Origin of the sequence: Pseudarthrobacter sp. CCNWLW217 (assembly GCF_037203985.1) — a bacterium.
Lineage (GTDB): Bacteria > Actinomycetota > Actinomycetes > Actinomycetales > Micrococcaceae > Arthrobacter.
The window spans coordinates 88,966-103,646 of the sequence record NZ_JBBCBT010000007.1; the positions used below are offsets into that span (position 1 = coordinate 88,966).

Here is a 14,681-nt window from a genome sequence, read left to right on the forward strand (position 1 = left end):
AAGCCGGACGTCGGAACAGCCCAGTTTTGAGGCCTTGGTGCACGCCCTGCCACTGTGAATTGCGGGCGACCCGGCCGAAACTGGGCTGTTTCAACCCCCGCCGCGGATCAGGTTGGCGATCTCCACAAAACCCAGCCGTTCGGCGTTGTCCAGGGCGGTCCGGCCCTCCGGATCCCGGATGCTCGGATCCCCGCCGGCCTCCAACAGCAGGCGGACCACTTCCTGTTGCCTGGGTCCGCCGTCATTGAGCAGGATGGCTTCCTGCATGGCGGTCCAGCCCAGGTTGTTCACGTGGTTCACGGGCACGCCGGCGGCCAAGAGGATTCGGACCGTTTCCACATGGCCGTGTTCGCTGGCGGGGATCAGCGCAGTCCCGCCAAACCGGTTGGTGCTCGCAACATCCGCGCCTGCTGCCAGGGTCAGCTGGAGCACCTCGTTGAATCCCTCAGCCCCGGCGTAGAGGAAGGCGGAGTCCTGGATGGCGTCCTTGGCGTTCACGTTTCCGCCCCGGCCGATCAGCTCCCGCACCAGCGCCGCGTTGTTGGCCTTCGCGGCGGCAATCAGTTCTTGGTCAACCCGGGCCTGAGGCTCGGAAGATAGGGCTGGCGGGGTGGCCTGCGTGCTGGGAACGGACGGGGCTGCGGCCCGCGTGGAGGGGGCCGTAACTGGTGGCGCAGGACTCTCCAGGTCGGACGACGACGGCGCCTCCACTCGCTGCGGCTCACCCGGGCCGGCCTGGCACGCAGTCAGGCATCCGGCCACAGCACCAGCCAGAATGAACATCCTGAACCGCCTCATGAAGCCGAGCCTACTTGGCCGGGGCGGCTGCCGCTGCGGCGATGGCCTCGGCGCCGGCGGTGGCGCAGGCTTCGTCCAGGTTGCCATCAGGAGCTCCGCCCACACCGATGCCTGCCACTGAGACGCCGTTGACCTTGAGGGGCACACCGCCGGGGAGAAACAGCGTGCCGGGGAGGTCCGCGATGCTGGGTCCGGTGCCGTTGATGCGCTTGGCCAACTCACTGGTGGGCGCACCGAAGGCGGCGGCGGTGTAAGCCTTCTGCTTGGCCGCTTCGATGGTGTGCTCAGCTGCGTTGTCCCCGCGCAGGAGCGCCTGGACGGTTCCGAACCTGTCCACCAGGGCCACCGTGACGAACGGCAGCTTGTCCGCCTGGCACTTGGCCAGGGCTGCGCTGACGGCAGTCGAAGAAGCGCCAACGGTGATGCGGTTCTGCGCCACCACGGTTTCCGGTGCCTGCGGGATGTCGACGGCAGGCACCGCAGCCGGCGCAGCCGCCTGGCTGGTCCCGGCATTGGCTGCCGCAGTCAGGCCTCCGGTCAACAGCAGGGCCCCTGCGGCCGCAGCGGCGGCAAACGTGGTGGACTTCTTCACGGTGTTCTCCTTGGGTTTAGATGAAATCTCGGCTGGCGTGGCTCGATCCGGACCTTGGCTTGGGCCGCGGGCCTGTTGCCTCATATCCATCCTGTCCAGCCACGCCGGAACAAGCATCGGGCCTTTGGCTGGTCCCCGGTCCCCCGGAAGGCCAGCAGCATCAGCCAAAAGGTTGAGAGACCAGCAACGGCGCGGGCAATAGCATGGGATAGGAACTCCCTCCTGACCCGAACCGGACCCTATGCCTTCCCCAGATGCTCCCCGTGAAACCTTGACCACCGGCCCCGGCCTGCCTGCCGGACCTGAGGCGGAGCCTGGCCGGCTCGGTCGGATCGACACCGCCGTCCACCTCGGCTTCGCGGTACTCCTGGTGGCGTCCGCCGTCCGCTATGCCATGCGGCACAGCATGCAGGACAATCTCCTGGTCCTCGGACTCGCGGGCGCGGTCTGCGCCCTCTACGCCGTCATTGCCGTGCTGGCCCGGCAGAGACGCCCGTGGGCGGTATGGATGCTGGTGCTGGTGGGCGTGTGGGCAGTCCTGGTCATCGCCGCCCCGAGCTTTGCGTGGTGCTCATTCGCGATCTTCTTCCTGTGCCGGACGGCCTTCACGGGTGCCGTGGGCTATGTGGCGGCCGGCGCGACGGCGGCCGCCACCGCCGTCGGGCTCTTCCGGCTCAGCGACGGCACGGATCTTGCGATGCTGCTGGGGCCAGTGGCTGTGGGCGTAATGCTCACGCTGATCTACGACCGGATCGAGCACGACGCCGCGCAGCAGCGCCGCCTTCATACCGAGGTTTCGCTCGTGCAGGGAGAGCTGGCGGCCAGCGAGCGCCGGGCCGGAACCATCGCCGAACGCGAGCGAGTCTCGCGCGAGATCCACGACACCGTGACACAGGGCCTTGCCAGCAGCCTCCTGCTCTTGGAGGCCGCTGACCGTGCGTGGCCCGGCCAGGAATCACGGCGAGACCTTAACCAGGCCACTGACCTGCTGCGCCGAAACCTCTCCGAGACACGCAGCCTGGTCCACGAGCTCGCGTCCCCGGGACTTGACGCGGCGCCGCTGCCCGAGGCCCTCCACCAAGCCGCCACCCAGTACGTCCCGCACGCCCGACTCCTGGTCACCGGCGAACCGAGGGACGTTCCGGCAGAAGTGCGGCACACCCTGCTGCGAGTGGTCCAGAGCGCCGCCGCGAACATCCAGCAGCACGCAGACGCGGCCACCACATCGTTGACCCTCGGATTCCTTCCCGATTCCGTCACCCTGGACATTTACGACGACGGAACGGGCTTCGACCCGTCGGCGGCAGCACCGCCGTCGGATGCCGGCGGTTACGGCCTGAGGGCGATGCGCCAGCGGGTGGAGCAGTTGGGCGGCGTATTCTCAGTGGAAAGTTCACCCGGCGAGGGGACCATCGTGGCTGCACAAGTGCCGGCCCGCCTGCCGCAGAGGACAGATCGGAACGACGCATGAGTGCCATCACCGTCCTCCTGGTGGACGACCACTTAGTGGTCCGGAGCGGCCTGAAGGCCTTGCTGGGCACGCAGCCTGACTTTGACGTGGTGGCCGAGGCAGCTTCCGGCGAGGAGGCCCTGGAGCTGGTGGACCTGCATGCACCTGCGGTGGTGGTAATGGACCTTGCCATGGGGGCCGGAATAGACGGGATCGAGGCCATCAGGCAGTTGCGGCAGCGGAACAGCAGGCAACCCATCCTGGTGTTTACCACCTACGACTCGGACGCCGACATTGTCCGGGCGGTGGATGCCGGCGCCATGGGCTACCTCCTCAAGGACGCCGCGCCGGACGAAATCTTTGCGGCCCTCCGCGGTGCGGTCCAGGGAAAAAGCGTGATGAGTGCGCCTGTGGCCTCGAGGCTCTTCCAGCAACTGAGGAATCCCGACGAGGTCCTGACGCCCCGGGAAGCGGAACTGCTCAGCCTCCTGACCCAGGGGCTCAGCAACCGGGAGCTGGGTCAACGGCTCTTCATCTCCGAGGCCACCGTCAAGACGCATCTGGCTCACATTTACGCCAAGCTCGGGGTGGAGACCCGTGCCGCGGCGATCGCGACGGCCATCCGCCGGGAGGGTATGCGCTAGCACGCAGGGATAGACTCGGTATCCCCGTTGTCCATGCCCGACAGGAGCAGTCATGCGCGCCACCATCATCCACGGCCCCGGTGATATCAGGGTGGAAGACCGCGACTATCCAACGGTCCAACTGCCCACGGATGTGGTGGTCAAAGTGGTGGCGTCGTGCGTCTGCGGCTCGGACCTGTGGCCCTACCGCGGCGTCAAGCCCACGCGCCGTCCTTCGGCCATAGGCCACGAGTTCATCGGCGTCGTGGAGAACACCGGCGACGACGTCACAGCGCTGAAGGCAGGCGATTTTGTCATCGCCCCGTTTGTGGTCAGCTGCGGTGAATGCCCTCAGTGCCTCAACGGCGTGACCGTCGCCTGCGCCCGGCTGGCAGGTTGGGGTGGCCGGGACGACTCCGGAGTACAGATCGACGGCGGCCAGGGCGAGGCCGTCCGGGTGCCCCTGGCCGAATCCACCCTGGTCAAGGTGCCGCTGGCCGGAGAGCCTGACGACGCCCTCCGGAAGAACCTGCTCACCCTGTCCGACGTGATGGCCACGGGCCACCACGCAGCGCTCTCCGCCCAGGTCTCCCCCGGCCGGACCGTTGTGGTGGTGGGCGACGGCGCCGTGGGACTTTGTGGCGTGCTGGCTGCCAGGCGGCTGGGCGCCGAGCGGATCATCGCCATGTCCCGCCATGCGGACAGGCAGGCCATCGCCCGCGAATTCGGCGCCACGGACATAGTGGAAGAACGCGGGGATGACGGCGTGGCGAAGGTCCGTGAACTGCTGGGCGGTGTGCTCGCGGACTCCGTCCTTGAGTGTGTGGGGACCAAGGAATCCATGGAACAGGCGCTGCACTCGGTCCGGCCCGGCGGCGCCTTGGGCTTTGTGGGAGTGCCCACGGGCGGCGCCGAGATTCCGCTGCGCTACCTCTTCGACAAGAACATCACAGTGTCCGGCGGCATGGCGCCCGCGCGGACCTATATCCCCGAATTGCTCGAGGACGTACTGGCCGGACGCATCAACCCCGGCCGGGTGTTCGACGTCGAAATGCCGCTTGAGGACGCGGCCGAAGCATACAAAGCGATGGATGAACGCCGGGCCATCAAGGTGCTGCTGAGACCTTAACGTCAGTTTCCGGCAGGTTACAGCTTAAATAGTTGATGACTCCAGCTATTGCACGCCCACCCTCCGCCCCCTAGGTTGGAAACAGCGGGGGATAATCTCCGTCTCTGCCTGCCGTTGGAGCAGGACCAGAAAAGGGTTACAAAGGAAGTAGCAATAGCAATGGCAACAGGCACAGTTAAATGGTTCAACGCCGAAAAAGGCTTTGGCTTCATCGCTCCGGATGACGGATCCGCTGACGTTTTCGCGCACTACTCGGCAATTGCCAGCAGCGGCTACCGCTCCCTGGATGAGAACCAGAAAGTCGAATTCGATGTGACCCAGGGTCCCAAGGGCCCGCAGGCAGAGAACATCCGCCCGCTGTAACGTCTGAAGAGAACTCCCCCTCGGTGCTTTCGGGCACTGACGGGGGAGTTTTCGCGTGTGCAGCTAAACGAAGGCTGACATTCCTGTTACACCGCGGCCCACAATCAGCGAGTTGATTTCGTAGCTGCCCTCGTAGGTATAGAGGATTTCAGCGTCGCCGAAGAGCTTTCCCATCTCGAAATCCGTGCTGATCCCGTTGCCGCCCAGGATGGAGCGGCCCATGGCCACCGACGCGCGCGCCAGCCGGGTACAGGTGGACTTGGCCATGGCGGCCTGCACCATTTCCAGTTTGCCGTCCTCCTGGATCCGGGCCAGCTGTGCCATCAGGGCCAGCGCAGCGGAGGCGTTGCCCAGGATTTCGGCCAGTTGTTGCTGGATCAGCTGGAAGCGTGCCAGTTCCTTGCCAAACTGCTTCCGAACCAGCGAGTAGGAACGGGCGACGTCGAAGGTCGCCAACTGGATGCCGGCACCTTGCCAGCCCACCCAGGCTCGTGAATCCCGCAGGAGGTCGTTGGCTTTCGAGAAATCGGTGGCGCCCGGCAGCAGATTGGACTGCGGAATGTGCACGTTCTCCAGGACGATGTCCGCGTTCTGCATGATCCGCAGGCCGATTTTATTGGAGATCTTGGTGGCCGAGTACCCGGGCCGGTCCGTCTCCACGATGAAGCCCTTGATCTGCCCGTCGGCGTCGTCGCGGGCCCAGACCAGCGCGAAGTCGGCAATGGTTCCCGCCCCTATCCAGCGTTTCGCGCCGTTAATGACCCATTCGTCACCCTCCAGGCGTGCAGAAGTCGCCAGGCCGCCGGCAATGTCCGAGCCGTGATCCGGCTCGGTCAGGGCAAAGGCCCCGAGCTGGGAAAAGGACGTCAGGCCCGGAAGCCAGCGGTCCTTCTGTTCCTCGGAGCCGAGTTCGTGGATCATCCCCACGATGAGCTCGTTGTGGATGCCCACGAGCGCCGACAGGGAAACATCTGCCCGGGCCACTTCGACATACATCAGGCCCTTGAACAGCTTGGAACTGCCGTCCGTCTGCAGCCCGCCCAGGCCCCGCTTGCCCATCTCCGCAAGGAGGCCAAACGGGAATTCCTCACGGTTCCAATACTCGATGGAAGCCTGCCGCACCGAGCCCTGGAGGAACTCCCTGATTTCCAGGTAGCGTTCCTTCTCCGCCTCGGGGAGCAGGTCCACGATGTACATCAGGTCCGCGTCCGGAAATGGCAGCTTGGCCGTGGATGCCGCCACCGGGGCGGCCAAAACGCCTTCATCACGTCGTTGTGGCGGCACGGGCTAACGTCCCTTCGCTCTTCCGAACCCTTGGATGTCCTAGTATATTGCACAGAGTTGGATATCAGTGATGCGCATCACTTGACGAAAGGGCCGCCATGACAGTCACCGTCGACTTCCACGCAGCACGCGCTGGCCTGCCATTCCGACGCCGGTCACCGCATCCGGCGAAAGGCTGAAGGATGATCGCCCCGTTGCCGCGCGATCCCATCGCCGATGCCCAGCGCAACTGGGAGGAACACGGCTGGGCCGATGTCGCCGCGCCCATGGCAGCCATCACGGCCATCATGCGGACCCAGCAGATCCTGCTGGCCCGGATCGAAGGCGCCCTGAAACCGTTCGGCCTGACTTTTGCACGCTATGAACTGTTGGCCCTGCTGAGCTTCGCCCGCAGCGGGGCGCTGCCCATGAACAAGGCAAGCGCCTTGCTCCAGGTCCATCCCACCTCGGTGACCAACGCCGTCGACCGCCTTGAAAGCGCCGGGCTGGTAGCCCGCTCGCCGCATCCCACGGACGGCAGGACCACACTGATCGAGCTCACCGCGGAAGGCCGCACCGTGGCAAAAAGCGCGACGGCGGTGCTCAACACCGAAGTGTTCGGCCAGTCGGGATTCGCCCAGGAGGACCTGGACCAGCTCATCCGGATCCTGGGCAGCTTCCGTCGGAACGCCGGGGATTTCACGGACTGACGGGCCCTAGCGTTTGGCAGCCTTGCTGCGCCGGACACTCCTGGTCACCAGCCACGCCGCCGTCAGGCCCAGCGTGGCGTACACGGCGTAGTTGAGGAAGCGCGAATACTGCTCGATCACCTGGTACTGCGTGCCCAGCGCGTAGCCGAGTCCTATCAGGGCACCGTTCCACAGCCCGGTCCCGGCAAGCGTGTAGAGGCTGAATGTGGCCAGGCGCATGTTGGAGGCTCCGGCTGGCAGGGAAATGAGGCTCCGTATTCCTGGGAGCAGCCGGCCGAAGAAGATCGACGACCTGCCGTGCCGGCGGAACCACACCGCTGCGTTCTCGAAATCCTCCCGGTCCACGAGCGGGAGCTTCGACAGGCCCCGGATGGACCGCTCAAGACCCAGCTTGGCTCCGAGCCAGTACAGCAGAAGCGCACCCAGGTAGGCACCCAGCGTGCTGGTGATGAACACAAGGACCAGGTTGAGGGACCCCAGTTTGGCAAGATACCCGGCCAGCGGGAGGATGACCTCACTGGGAATGGGCGGAAGGACTGTTTCGGCGAGCGTGAAGAGCCCCACTCCCCATTCGCCAAGGGTTTCGATCCCCCGCGCCGCGAACCCCACGAGGCCGCCCAGGTTGTCCGTCGAGCCAGAGTCGGCGACGCCCGTTCCCCACATGCCAATTCCCCATTCCACTGCGCAGCCATCTGTCCAAGCGGGGATCCCCGCCTCCTACGAGTCTAGGAGGAACCGGGCCGGGCCCTCACGTGCATGCGCTCCCCTTGGGTTCCGAAAAGGCTGAGGAACTCCACCGCCCCCGTATCCGCCCGGCCAAACCAGTGCGGAACACGGGTATCGAATTCAGCTGCTTCGCCAGGTTCCATCACGAGGTCCTGGCCGCCCAGTACCATCCTGAGCCTGCCGTTGAGCACATACAACCATTCGTACCCCTCGTGGACCTGGGGATTCGGCGCCTCCGTCTGGCCGGCCGGCAGGATGTGCTTGTAGGCTTGGATACCGCCGGGCCGCCTCGTCAGCGGAATAATAGTCATGCCCCGGCGGACGATCGGGCGCAGGTGCAGCCGCGGATCCCCGGTGGCCGGAGCACCCACCAACTCATCCAGCGGCACACGATGCGCTTTGGCCAGCGGCAGGAGCAGCTCAAGGTTGGGGCGGCGCTGCCCTGATTCCAGCCTGGACAGCGTACTGACCGAAATCCCGGTGGCTTCGGCGAGCACTGCCAGCGTGGTGTTGCTGCTGAGGCGGAGCGCCCTGAGCCGCGGACCCACGGCCGCAAGGACATCGTCCAATTGGTCTTCCATGCCTCCAGTTTGCCATTCCAGCAAATTCCCTTGCCAGTTCTTTCGCCCACCGCAGAGCATTGAGGCATGAGCACAGAAAATGACACTGCCTACGACGTCCTGATCATCGGTGGCGGGGCGGCGGGCCTGAGTGCCGCACAGATGCTGGGCCGCTCACGCCGCTCAGTGGCTGTGGTCGACGGCGGTGAACCCCGTAACGCCCCTGCCCAGGGTGTCCACGGGTTCCTGTCCCGCGACGGCGCCAGCCCGGCCGAACTCCTGAAGATCGGACGTGCCGAAGCCGAGCACTACGGCGTCCGCATCTTCCAGGACCAAGCCGTGGCGGCAGCGGGCAGCACTGAAGACGGTTTCGACGTGACCTTGGCCGATGGCAGGGTGATCCGCGGCCGGCGCCTCCTGATTACCACCGGCCTCGTGGACGAACTTCCGGAGATCCCCGGGCTCCGCGAGCGCTGGGGCAGGGATGTGCTGCACTGCCCCTTCTGCCACGGCTGGGAGGTGCAGGACCAAGCCATCGGCATCCTGGGCAACGGTCCGTGGTCCGTCCACCAGGCCCTGCTGTTTCGGCAGTGGAGCGGCAACATCACGCTTTTCCTGAACGACCTCACCGAGCCAGCCGGGGACGATCTGGAGCAACTGGCGGCCAGGGGCATCAAAGTAGTGGCCGGCGCCGTCGAATCACTTCGGATAGAGCAGGACAAGCTACGCGGTGTGGCCCTGGCCGGCGGGCCCGAGGTCGGAGTTGACGCCGTGGTGGTTGGACCCCAGGTCCGGGCAAGGTTGGACGCTTTTGTCGGCCTGGGCCTGGCAGCGATACCGCATCCGATGGGGGTGGGCGACTACCTCGAGACCGACGCCGACGGCGCCACCGCCGTCCCGGGCGTGTGGGCTGCGGGCAACGTGACGGACATGCGCGCCCAGGTCCTGGCGTCCGCGGCGGCAGGGGCATGGACCGCCGTCGTGATCAACAACCACCTCATGGCGGAGGAACTGGCGGCCGACGTCGCCGCGTACCGTGAATGCCTGTCGGTGGCTCCGTAACTGCCCGTCAGCGGTGGCTGAAGCCGGGCTGGCGCTTCTCCGTAAAGGCGGCCATGCCTTCTTTTTGGTCCTCACTGGCGAACAGCGAGTGGAAGATCCGGCGTTCGAACAGGACACCTTGGGCCAGGCCGGTTTCAAAGGCGGCGTTTACCGCTTCCTTCGCCAGCATGGCCACCGGCTTGGATTTGGACGCAATGACTTCGGCAGCTTTCAGGGCCTCCTCCACTACGTTCTCGGCGGGAACCACGCGTGAGACGAGTCCGCAGCGTTCAGCCTCCTCCGCGCCGATGAAGCGTCCGGTCAGGATCATGTCCATGGCCTTCGCCTTGCCCACGGCGCGGGTGAGGCGTTGGGAGCCGCCCATGCCCGGCAGTACGCCGAGGTTAATCTCCGGCTGGCCAAACTTGGCGTTGTCACCGGCAATGATGAGATCGCACATCATGGCCAGTTCGCACCCGCCACCCAGCGCAAAGCCGGAGACTGCGGCAATAGTGGGGATGCGCAGCCGCGTGAAGTCCTCCCAGCCGCGGAACCAGTCGGCGGCGAACATCTCCATGTAACCTTGGGCGGCCATTTCCTTGATATCGGCGCCGGCGGCAAAGGCCTTGCCGGAGCCGGTGATCACCACCGCTCCAATGCCGGGGTCTGCGTCCATGGCGGTGACTGCTGCCACGAGCTCCTCCATGGTGGCTTTGTCCAGGGCGTTGAGGGCCTCCGGCCTGTTAAGCGTGACCAGGCCTACCCGGCCCCGCTGTTCCACCAGGATGTTCGTGTATTCCGTCATGCCTGACTCCCGTCGTTTGGGGTTCCCTGGGACTTGTCGCGGATGTCCGTGATGATCCCGGAGAAGTCCCGGCCTGCTCCGCCTTCAGCGGCAAACGTATCGTAGATTTCCGAGGCGAGTGGACCCAGCCGGGCCGCCACGCCCGTGCTTTGCAAGGCATTCAGTGCAAGTTTGAGGTCCTTCGCCATCAGTGCCCCGGCGAAGCCCGGCTGGTAATCGCGGTTGGCGGGGCTCGTGGGGACCGGACCGGGAACCGGGCAGTTGGTGGTCAGCGCCCAGCACTGTCCTGACGCCGCGGAGGCGACGTCGAACAGAGCCTGGTGCGTGAGTCCCAGCTTCTCGCCCAGGACAAAGGCCTCGCTCACCGCGATCATGGAGACCCCGAGGATGAGGTTGTTGCAGATTTTCGCGGCCTGGCCGCCGCCGTGTCCGCCACAGTGGACCACGCGTTTGCCCATAACCTCAAGCAGCGGCCGCACGGCTTCGAAATCTTCCGCTTCGCCGCCCACCATGAACGTCAGCGTGCCCGCCTCGGCGCCTACCACGCCGCCGGAGACAGGGGCGTCCACCGAGCGGTGGCCGGCGGCGACGGCGAGCGAGGCGGCTTCCCGCGCCTCGTCCACGTTAATGGTGGAGCAGTCCAGGAACAGGGTTCCCGGCTTGGCTGCCACCAGCAGTCCGGGCCGTCCGTCCACGCCGCGGTAGGCGTCCAGGACATGCTGGCCACTGGGGAACATGGTCAGGACGACGTCGGCTCCGGCCACTGCGTCCAAAGGGCCGGGCACAGTGGGGACGCCATGGGCTGCCGCAGCCTCCAGCGCTGCGGGCACCACATCGTAGCCGGCCACGCCGTAGCCGGCCTTGACCAGGTTCACGGCCATTGGCCCGCCCATGTGGCCCAGGCCCAGGAAGGCGACGGTGGGGTTCTCAGACATGGTCGGTCTCCTTTGGCTGAAGGTTGAGCTCAAGGTCGCCCAGGGGCGCAAAGAATCGTTCGACGTCGGCCGCACGCACCTCCGCGAGCGTGGCGGGCTTCCAGCGCGGGGTGCGGTCCTTATCCACCACCTGCGCCCGGATCCCCTCGCGGAAGTCAGGACCGGCCAGGCACCTGAGCCCCACCCGGTATTCCTGTGCCAGTGCTTCATCCAACGTCAATCCATTGGCCCTGCGGAGGGACTCCAAAGTCACCTTCACGGCAGTGGGCGACTTCGCCTCAATGGTGGCCGCGGCCGCTTCTCCCCCGGTATCCCCGCCCAGGGTACGGAGCCGGCGAAGGATCTCCTCTGCGTCGTTGCTGGCGTAGCAGGGGTCGATCCAGCTGCGCTGTGCCTCCAGCTCCGAGGGCGGGGCCGCCTGGCTGAACCGTACGACGGCGGCTTCCGCGGTTTCGCTTTCAAGCGCCACCGCCAGTCCGGAAAGGTTCTCCGAGGGGACATAATGGTCCGCCAGGCCCAAAAACAGGGCATCCGCGCCGCTGAGGTGCGCGCCTGTCAGCGCGGCATGGGTACCCCCTTCCCCCGGTGACTTCGCCAGCAGCCACGTCCCGCCGACGTCGGGCACAAATCCAATGGTGGTCTCGGGCATGCCGGTCCGGGTCCGCTCGGTGACCACGCGGAGGGAGCCGTGGGCCGAGATCCCCACACCGCCACCGAGCACCAGCCCGTCCATGAAGGCCACATAGGGCTTCGGGTAGCCGGCAATAAGGGAGTTCAGGCGGTACTCGTCCTGCCAAAAGGCGGCGGTCTGTGTGCCTCCGGCGAGGATGTCCCGGTAGATGGCGACGATGTCGCCTCCGGCACAGAGGCCCCGCTCCCCGGCGCCCTGCACCAGGATGGTGGCCACACCGTCGTCGGCCGCCCAGGCGGTGAGCTGATCCAGCATGGCGGCCACCATGCCGGCGTTCAGCGCGTTGACGGCCTTAGGGCGGTTGAGGGTGACCACGCCCAGCTGGCCGCGCCTCTCGAACAGGACCTCGTGACCGGATCCCTGCTCCGCTCCTGGCAAACCGGCCATCAGCTTCCTTCCGGCATCACGAAGCTGGCGCCCTGGCGGATCCCGGAAGGCCAGCGCGTGGTGACGGTCTTGGTCTTGGTGTAGAAACGGAAGGCGTCGGCGCCGTGCTGGTTGAGGTCGCCGAAGCCGGAGGCCTTCCAGCCGCCGAAGGTGTAGTACGCGATCGGGACCGGGATGGGGACGTTGATGCCCACCATGCCCACCTCCACGCGGCTGGCGAAGTCCCGCGCGGCATCACCGTCGCGGGTAAAGATGGCCACGCCGTTGCCGAACTCGTGCTCGCTGCACAGGCGCAGCGCTTCGTCGTAGTCGGTGGCGCGGAGCACGCTCAGGACCGGCCCGAAGATCTCCTCCTGGTAGATCTTCATGTCCTTGGTGACGTGGTCAAAGAGCGTCGGGCCCAGCCAGAACCCGTCGTCGTAGCCTTCCACGGTGAGGCCGCGTCCGTCCGCCAGCAGGGTGGCGCCTTCCTCAACTCCTGACCGGATGTAGCCCTCAATCCTGTCCTTGGCGCTCGGCGCCACGACCGGGCCGAAGTCCGAGTCCTTGGCCAAGCTGTGGCCTACTTTGAGCCCCTTGATGCGGTCCTGGAGTTTAGCCACCAGCATGTTGGCCGTTTCCTCCCCCACCGGCACGGCCACGGAAATGGCCATGCAGCGTTCGCCGGCCGAGCCGTAGCCGGCTCCGATCACGACGTCGGCGGCCATGTCAAGATCGGCGTCCGGCATGATCACCATGTGGTTCTTGGCCCCGCCGAAGCATTGGGCGCGTTTCCCGCGGGCGGCGGCGGTGGCGTAGATGTACTGGGCGATGGGTGTGGAGCCCACAAAGCCGATGGCTTTGACCCTCGGATCTTCAAGGAGGGCGTCAACGGCTTCCTTGTCTCCGTTGATGACGTTGAACACGCCGTCCGGGACGCCCGCTTCGGAATACAGTTCGGCCAGGCGCAGGGGCACTGACGGGTCCCGTTCGGAGGGTTTGAGGATAAAGGCGTTCCCGGCGGCGAGGGCCGGTCCGGACTTCCACAGCGGAATCATGGCCGGGAAGTTGAAGGGCGTGATGCCCGCGACGACGCCCAGGGGCTGGCGAAGCGAGTGGACGTCGATGTCTCCGCCAGCCTCGGAAAATTCGCCCTTCATCAGGTGCGGGGCACCGGCCGCGAACTCCACCACTTCGATGCCACGCTGGATGTCGCCCTTGGAGTCGGCGAGGGTCTTGCCGTGCTCGGAGGAGAGCAGGGTGGCGAGCTCGTCCAGGTTCTGGTTCACCAGGTCCACGAACTTCAGCAGGATCCGGCCGCGTCGCTGCGGGTTCATGGCGCCCCATTCGGGCTGGGCCTTCTCCGCGGCGGCAACCGCGTTCTGCACTTCCTCCCGGCTGGCCAGTGGCACGCGGGCCTGGACTTTGCCCTCGCAGGGATCAAAGACGTCGCTGTAACGGCCGGATGTCCCGCCGATCCTACGGCCGGCTACGTAATGGGAAAGTTCGCGCACCATGGCTGAATGCTCCTTCGCATTGTGATCCAGGTCATCTCTGCAAGCGAATATACTCGGACTTCCTACTAAATTCCAGAGCACGCCCGGAGGCCGCGCGGCCCCGCTGTCATTAGCTCTGGCACCGCCGTCGCGGGGCACTTTGCCGTGCACGTGGGCCACCCAGGAGCAAGGCGACGGCGTGTCCGCGCCCTAGTGCCCCGTCTTTGCAGTTTGCAGCCGACCCGGCATAGCCAGCAGCGCTCCGCCGTCGTGGGCTATGCCGGGCGCCCAAGTTCGGTAAGTTAGGACTGTGAAGATTGCTACCTGGAATGTGAATTCTCTCCGTGCCCGCGCCGACCGCGTGGAGGCGTGGCTGCAGCGCACTGACTGCGATGTCCTGGCCATCCAGGAAACCAAGTGCAAGGACGAGAACTTCCCGTGGGAACTTTTCGAGAGGATGGGCTACGAGGTGGCCCACTTCGGCGTGAACCAGTGGAACGGCGTGGCCATCGCCTCCCGGGTTGGCCTCGAAGACGTGGAACGGACATTCCTGGACCAGCCTGCATTCGGCAAGGCCGGAAAGGATCCCGTCCAGGAGGCCCGTGCCATGGCTGCCACGTGCGGCGGCGTTCGGGTTTGGAGCCTGTATATCCCCAACGGCCGGTCGCTCGACGACGAGCACATGCCGTACAAGCTCAAGTGGCTCGAAAGCCTGAAGACCCACGCGCAGGGCCTCGTCACCGCCGACCCCCACGCACAGGTTGCCCTGATGGGTGACTGGAACATCGCACCCTTTGACGACGACGTCTGGGACATCGACCTCTTCGTGAACAACAGGTATACCCATGTCAGCCCGCCGGAGCGCGCGGCCTTCCATGCCTTTGAAGAGGCGGGCTTCACCGACGTCGTACGCCCCTACACCCCCGGTCCCGGCGTCTACACGTACTGGGACTACACCCAGCTGCGTTTCCCCAAAAAGGAGGGCATGCGGATCGACTTCATCCTGGCCTCCCCGGCACTGGCCGCGAGGGTGACCGGCGCTTCGATCGACCGCGAGGAACGTAAAGGCAAGGGCGCCTCGGACCACGCACCCGTGCTGGTGGATCTGGCAGACTGATGCTGCAGCCATGGAC

At 65.9% G+C, this 14,681-nt stretch carries 16 protein-coding genes; 7 read left to right on the forward strand and 9 right to left on the reverse strand.

Annotation, left to right across the window (positions count from 1 at the left end; all coding sequences use genetic code 11):
- Nucleotides 1-90 precede the first annotated feature (90 nt).
- Complete coding sequence (locus tag V9L18_RS10035) at nucleotides 91-798, reverse strand: ankyrin repeat domain-containing protein (protein WP_337347019.1); 708 nt, start codon at nucleotides 796-798, stop codon at nucleotides 91-93.
- 10 nt (nucleotides 799-808) lie between these two features.
- Nucleotides 809-1,390 carry a GlcG/HbpS family heme-binding protein gene (locus V9L18_RS10040; protein WP_337347020.1) on the reverse strand — a complete coding sequence of 194 codons (582 nt, stop codon included), beginning with the start codon at nucleotides 1,388-1,390 and terminating at the stop codon, nucleotides 809-811.
- A gap of 241 nt (nucleotides 1,391-1,631) precedes the next feature.
- Here V9L18_RS10040 and V9L18_RS10045 point away from each other — a divergent pair, with 241 nt between their 5' ends.
- From V9L18_RS10045 to V9L18_RS10060, 4 genes are all read left to right on the forward strand, one after another.
- Nucleotides 1,632-2,861 carry a sensor histidine kinase gene (locus tag V9L18_RS10045; protein ID WP_337347021.1) on the forward strand — a complete coding sequence of 410 codons (1,230 nt, stop codon included), beginning with the start codon at nucleotides 1,632-1,634 and terminating at the stop codon, nucleotides 2,859-2,861.
- Entirely contained in the window at nucleotides 2,858-3,484 is a 627-nt protein-coding gene (locus V9L18_RS10050) for a response regulator transcription factor (protein WP_337347022.1), read from the forward strand. Before V9L18_RS10045 ends, V9L18_RS10050 begins: the two co-directional genes overlap by 4 nt.
- A gap of 52 nt (nucleotides 3,485-3,536) precedes the next feature.
- Nucleotides 3,537-4,592, forward strand: a complete 1,056-nt coding sequence (locus V9L18_RS10055) for a zinc-dependent alcohol dehydrogenase family protein (RefSeq protein ID WP_337347023.1) — start codon at nucleotides 3,537-3,539, stop codon at nucleotides 4,590-4,592.
- A gap of 159 nt (nucleotides 4,593-4,751) precedes the next feature.
- Nucleotides 4,752-4,955, forward strand: a complete 204-nt coding sequence (locus V9L18_RS10060) for a cold-shock protein (RefSeq protein WP_013599688.1) — start codon at nucleotides 4,752-4,754, stop codon at nucleotides 4,953-4,955.
- 63 nt (nucleotides 4,956-5,018) lie between these two features.
- Here the strand turns inward: V9L18_RS10060 and V9L18_RS10065 are convergent, their stop codons facing one another.
- A complete protein-coding gene (locus V9L18_RS10065; protein ID WP_337347122.1) occupies nucleotides 5,019-6,152 on the reverse strand; it encodes an acyl-CoA dehydrogenase family protein in 1,134 nt (377 codons plus the stop codon).
- Between the two features lie 269 nt (nucleotides 6,153-6,421).
- Here V9L18_RS10065 and V9L18_RS10070 point away from each other — a divergent pair, with 269 nt between their 5' ends.
- Nucleotides 6,422-6,928 carry a MarR family winged helix-turn-helix transcriptional regulator gene (locus V9L18_RS10070; RefSeq protein ID WP_337347024.1) on the forward strand — a complete coding sequence of 169 codons (507 nt, stop codon included), beginning with the start codon at nucleotides 6,422-6,424 and terminating at the stop codon, nucleotides 6,926-6,928.
- 6 nt (nucleotides 6,929-6,934) lie between these two features.
- On the opposite strand, the gene V9L18_RS10075 is transcribed toward V9L18_RS10070, so the two are convergent.
- Together V9L18_RS10075 and V9L18_RS10080 are read right to left on the reverse strand one after the other, a co-directional pair.
- Complete coding sequence (locus V9L18_RS10075; RefSeq protein ID WP_337347123.1) at nucleotides 6,935-7,591, reverse strand: DedA family protein; 657 nt, start codon at nucleotides 7,589-7,591, stop codon at nucleotides 6,935-6,937.
- Between the two features lie 62 nt (nucleotides 7,592-7,653).
- The gene (locus tag V9L18_RS10080) at nucleotides 7,654-8,235 is read right to left on the reverse strand and encodes a helix-turn-helix domain-containing protein (RefSeq protein WP_337347025.1); all 582 of its coding nucleotides are present in this window, start codon (nucleotides 8,233-8,235) and stop codon (nucleotides 7,654-7,656) included.
- A 66-nt stretch (nucleotides 8,236-8,301) separates the two neighbouring features.
- Between V9L18_RS10080 and V9L18_RS10085 the strand changes: the two genes are divergently transcribed.
- Entirely contained in the window at nucleotides 8,302-9,276 is a 975-nt protein-coding gene (locus V9L18_RS10085) for an NAD(P)/FAD-dependent oxidoreductase (RefSeq protein ID WP_337347026.1), read from the forward strand.
- 7 nt (nucleotides 9,277-9,283) lie between these two features.
- Here the strand turns inward: V9L18_RS10085 and V9L18_RS10090 are convergent, their stop codons facing one another.
- The 4 genes from V9L18_RS10090 to V9L18_RS10105 are packed head-to-tail and all read right to left on the reverse strand — an operon-like array spanning nucleotide 9,284 to nucleotide 13,569.
- The gene (locus V9L18_RS10090) at nucleotides 9,284-10,060 is read right to left on the reverse strand and encodes an enoyl-CoA hydratase (RefSeq protein WP_337347027.1); all 777 of its coding nucleotides are present in this window, start codon (nucleotides 10,058-10,060) and stop codon (nucleotides 9,284-9,286) included.
- Complete coding sequence (gene mmsB / locus V9L18_RS10095) at nucleotides 10,057-10,995, reverse strand: 3-hydroxyisobutyrate dehydrogenase (RefSeq protein WP_337347028.1); 939 nt, start codon at nucleotides 10,993-10,995, stop codon at nucleotides 10,057-10,059. The genes V9L18_RS10090 and mmsB overlap by 4 nt, the downstream gene beginning before the upstream one ends.
- On the reverse strand, nucleotides 10,988-12,073 hold the full coding sequence (locus V9L18_RS10100) for an enoyl-CoA hydratase/isomerase family protein (RefSeq protein ID WP_337347029.1): 1,086 nt from the start codon (nucleotides 12,071-12,073) through the stop codon (nucleotides 10,988-10,990). Before V9L18_RS10100 ends, mmsB begins: the two co-directional genes overlap by 8 nt.
- Nucleotides 12,073-13,569, reverse strand: a complete 1,497-nt coding sequence (locus tag V9L18_RS10105; RefSeq protein ID WP_337347030.1) for a CoA-acylating methylmalonate-semialdehyde dehydrogenase — start codon at nucleotides 13,567-13,569, stop codon at nucleotides 12,073-12,075. The genes V9L18_RS10100 and V9L18_RS10105 overlap by 1 nt, the downstream gene beginning before the upstream one ends.
- Before the next feature lie 289 nt (nucleotides 13,570-13,858).
- Between V9L18_RS10105 and V9L18_RS10110 the strand changes: the two genes are divergently transcribed.
- On the forward strand, nucleotides 13,859-14,665 hold the full coding sequence (locus tag V9L18_RS10110) for an exodeoxyribonuclease III (protein WP_337347031.1): 807 nt from the start codon (nucleotides 13,859-13,861) through the stop codon (nucleotides 14,663-14,665).
- Nucleotides 14,666-14,681 lie beyond the last annotated feature (16 nt).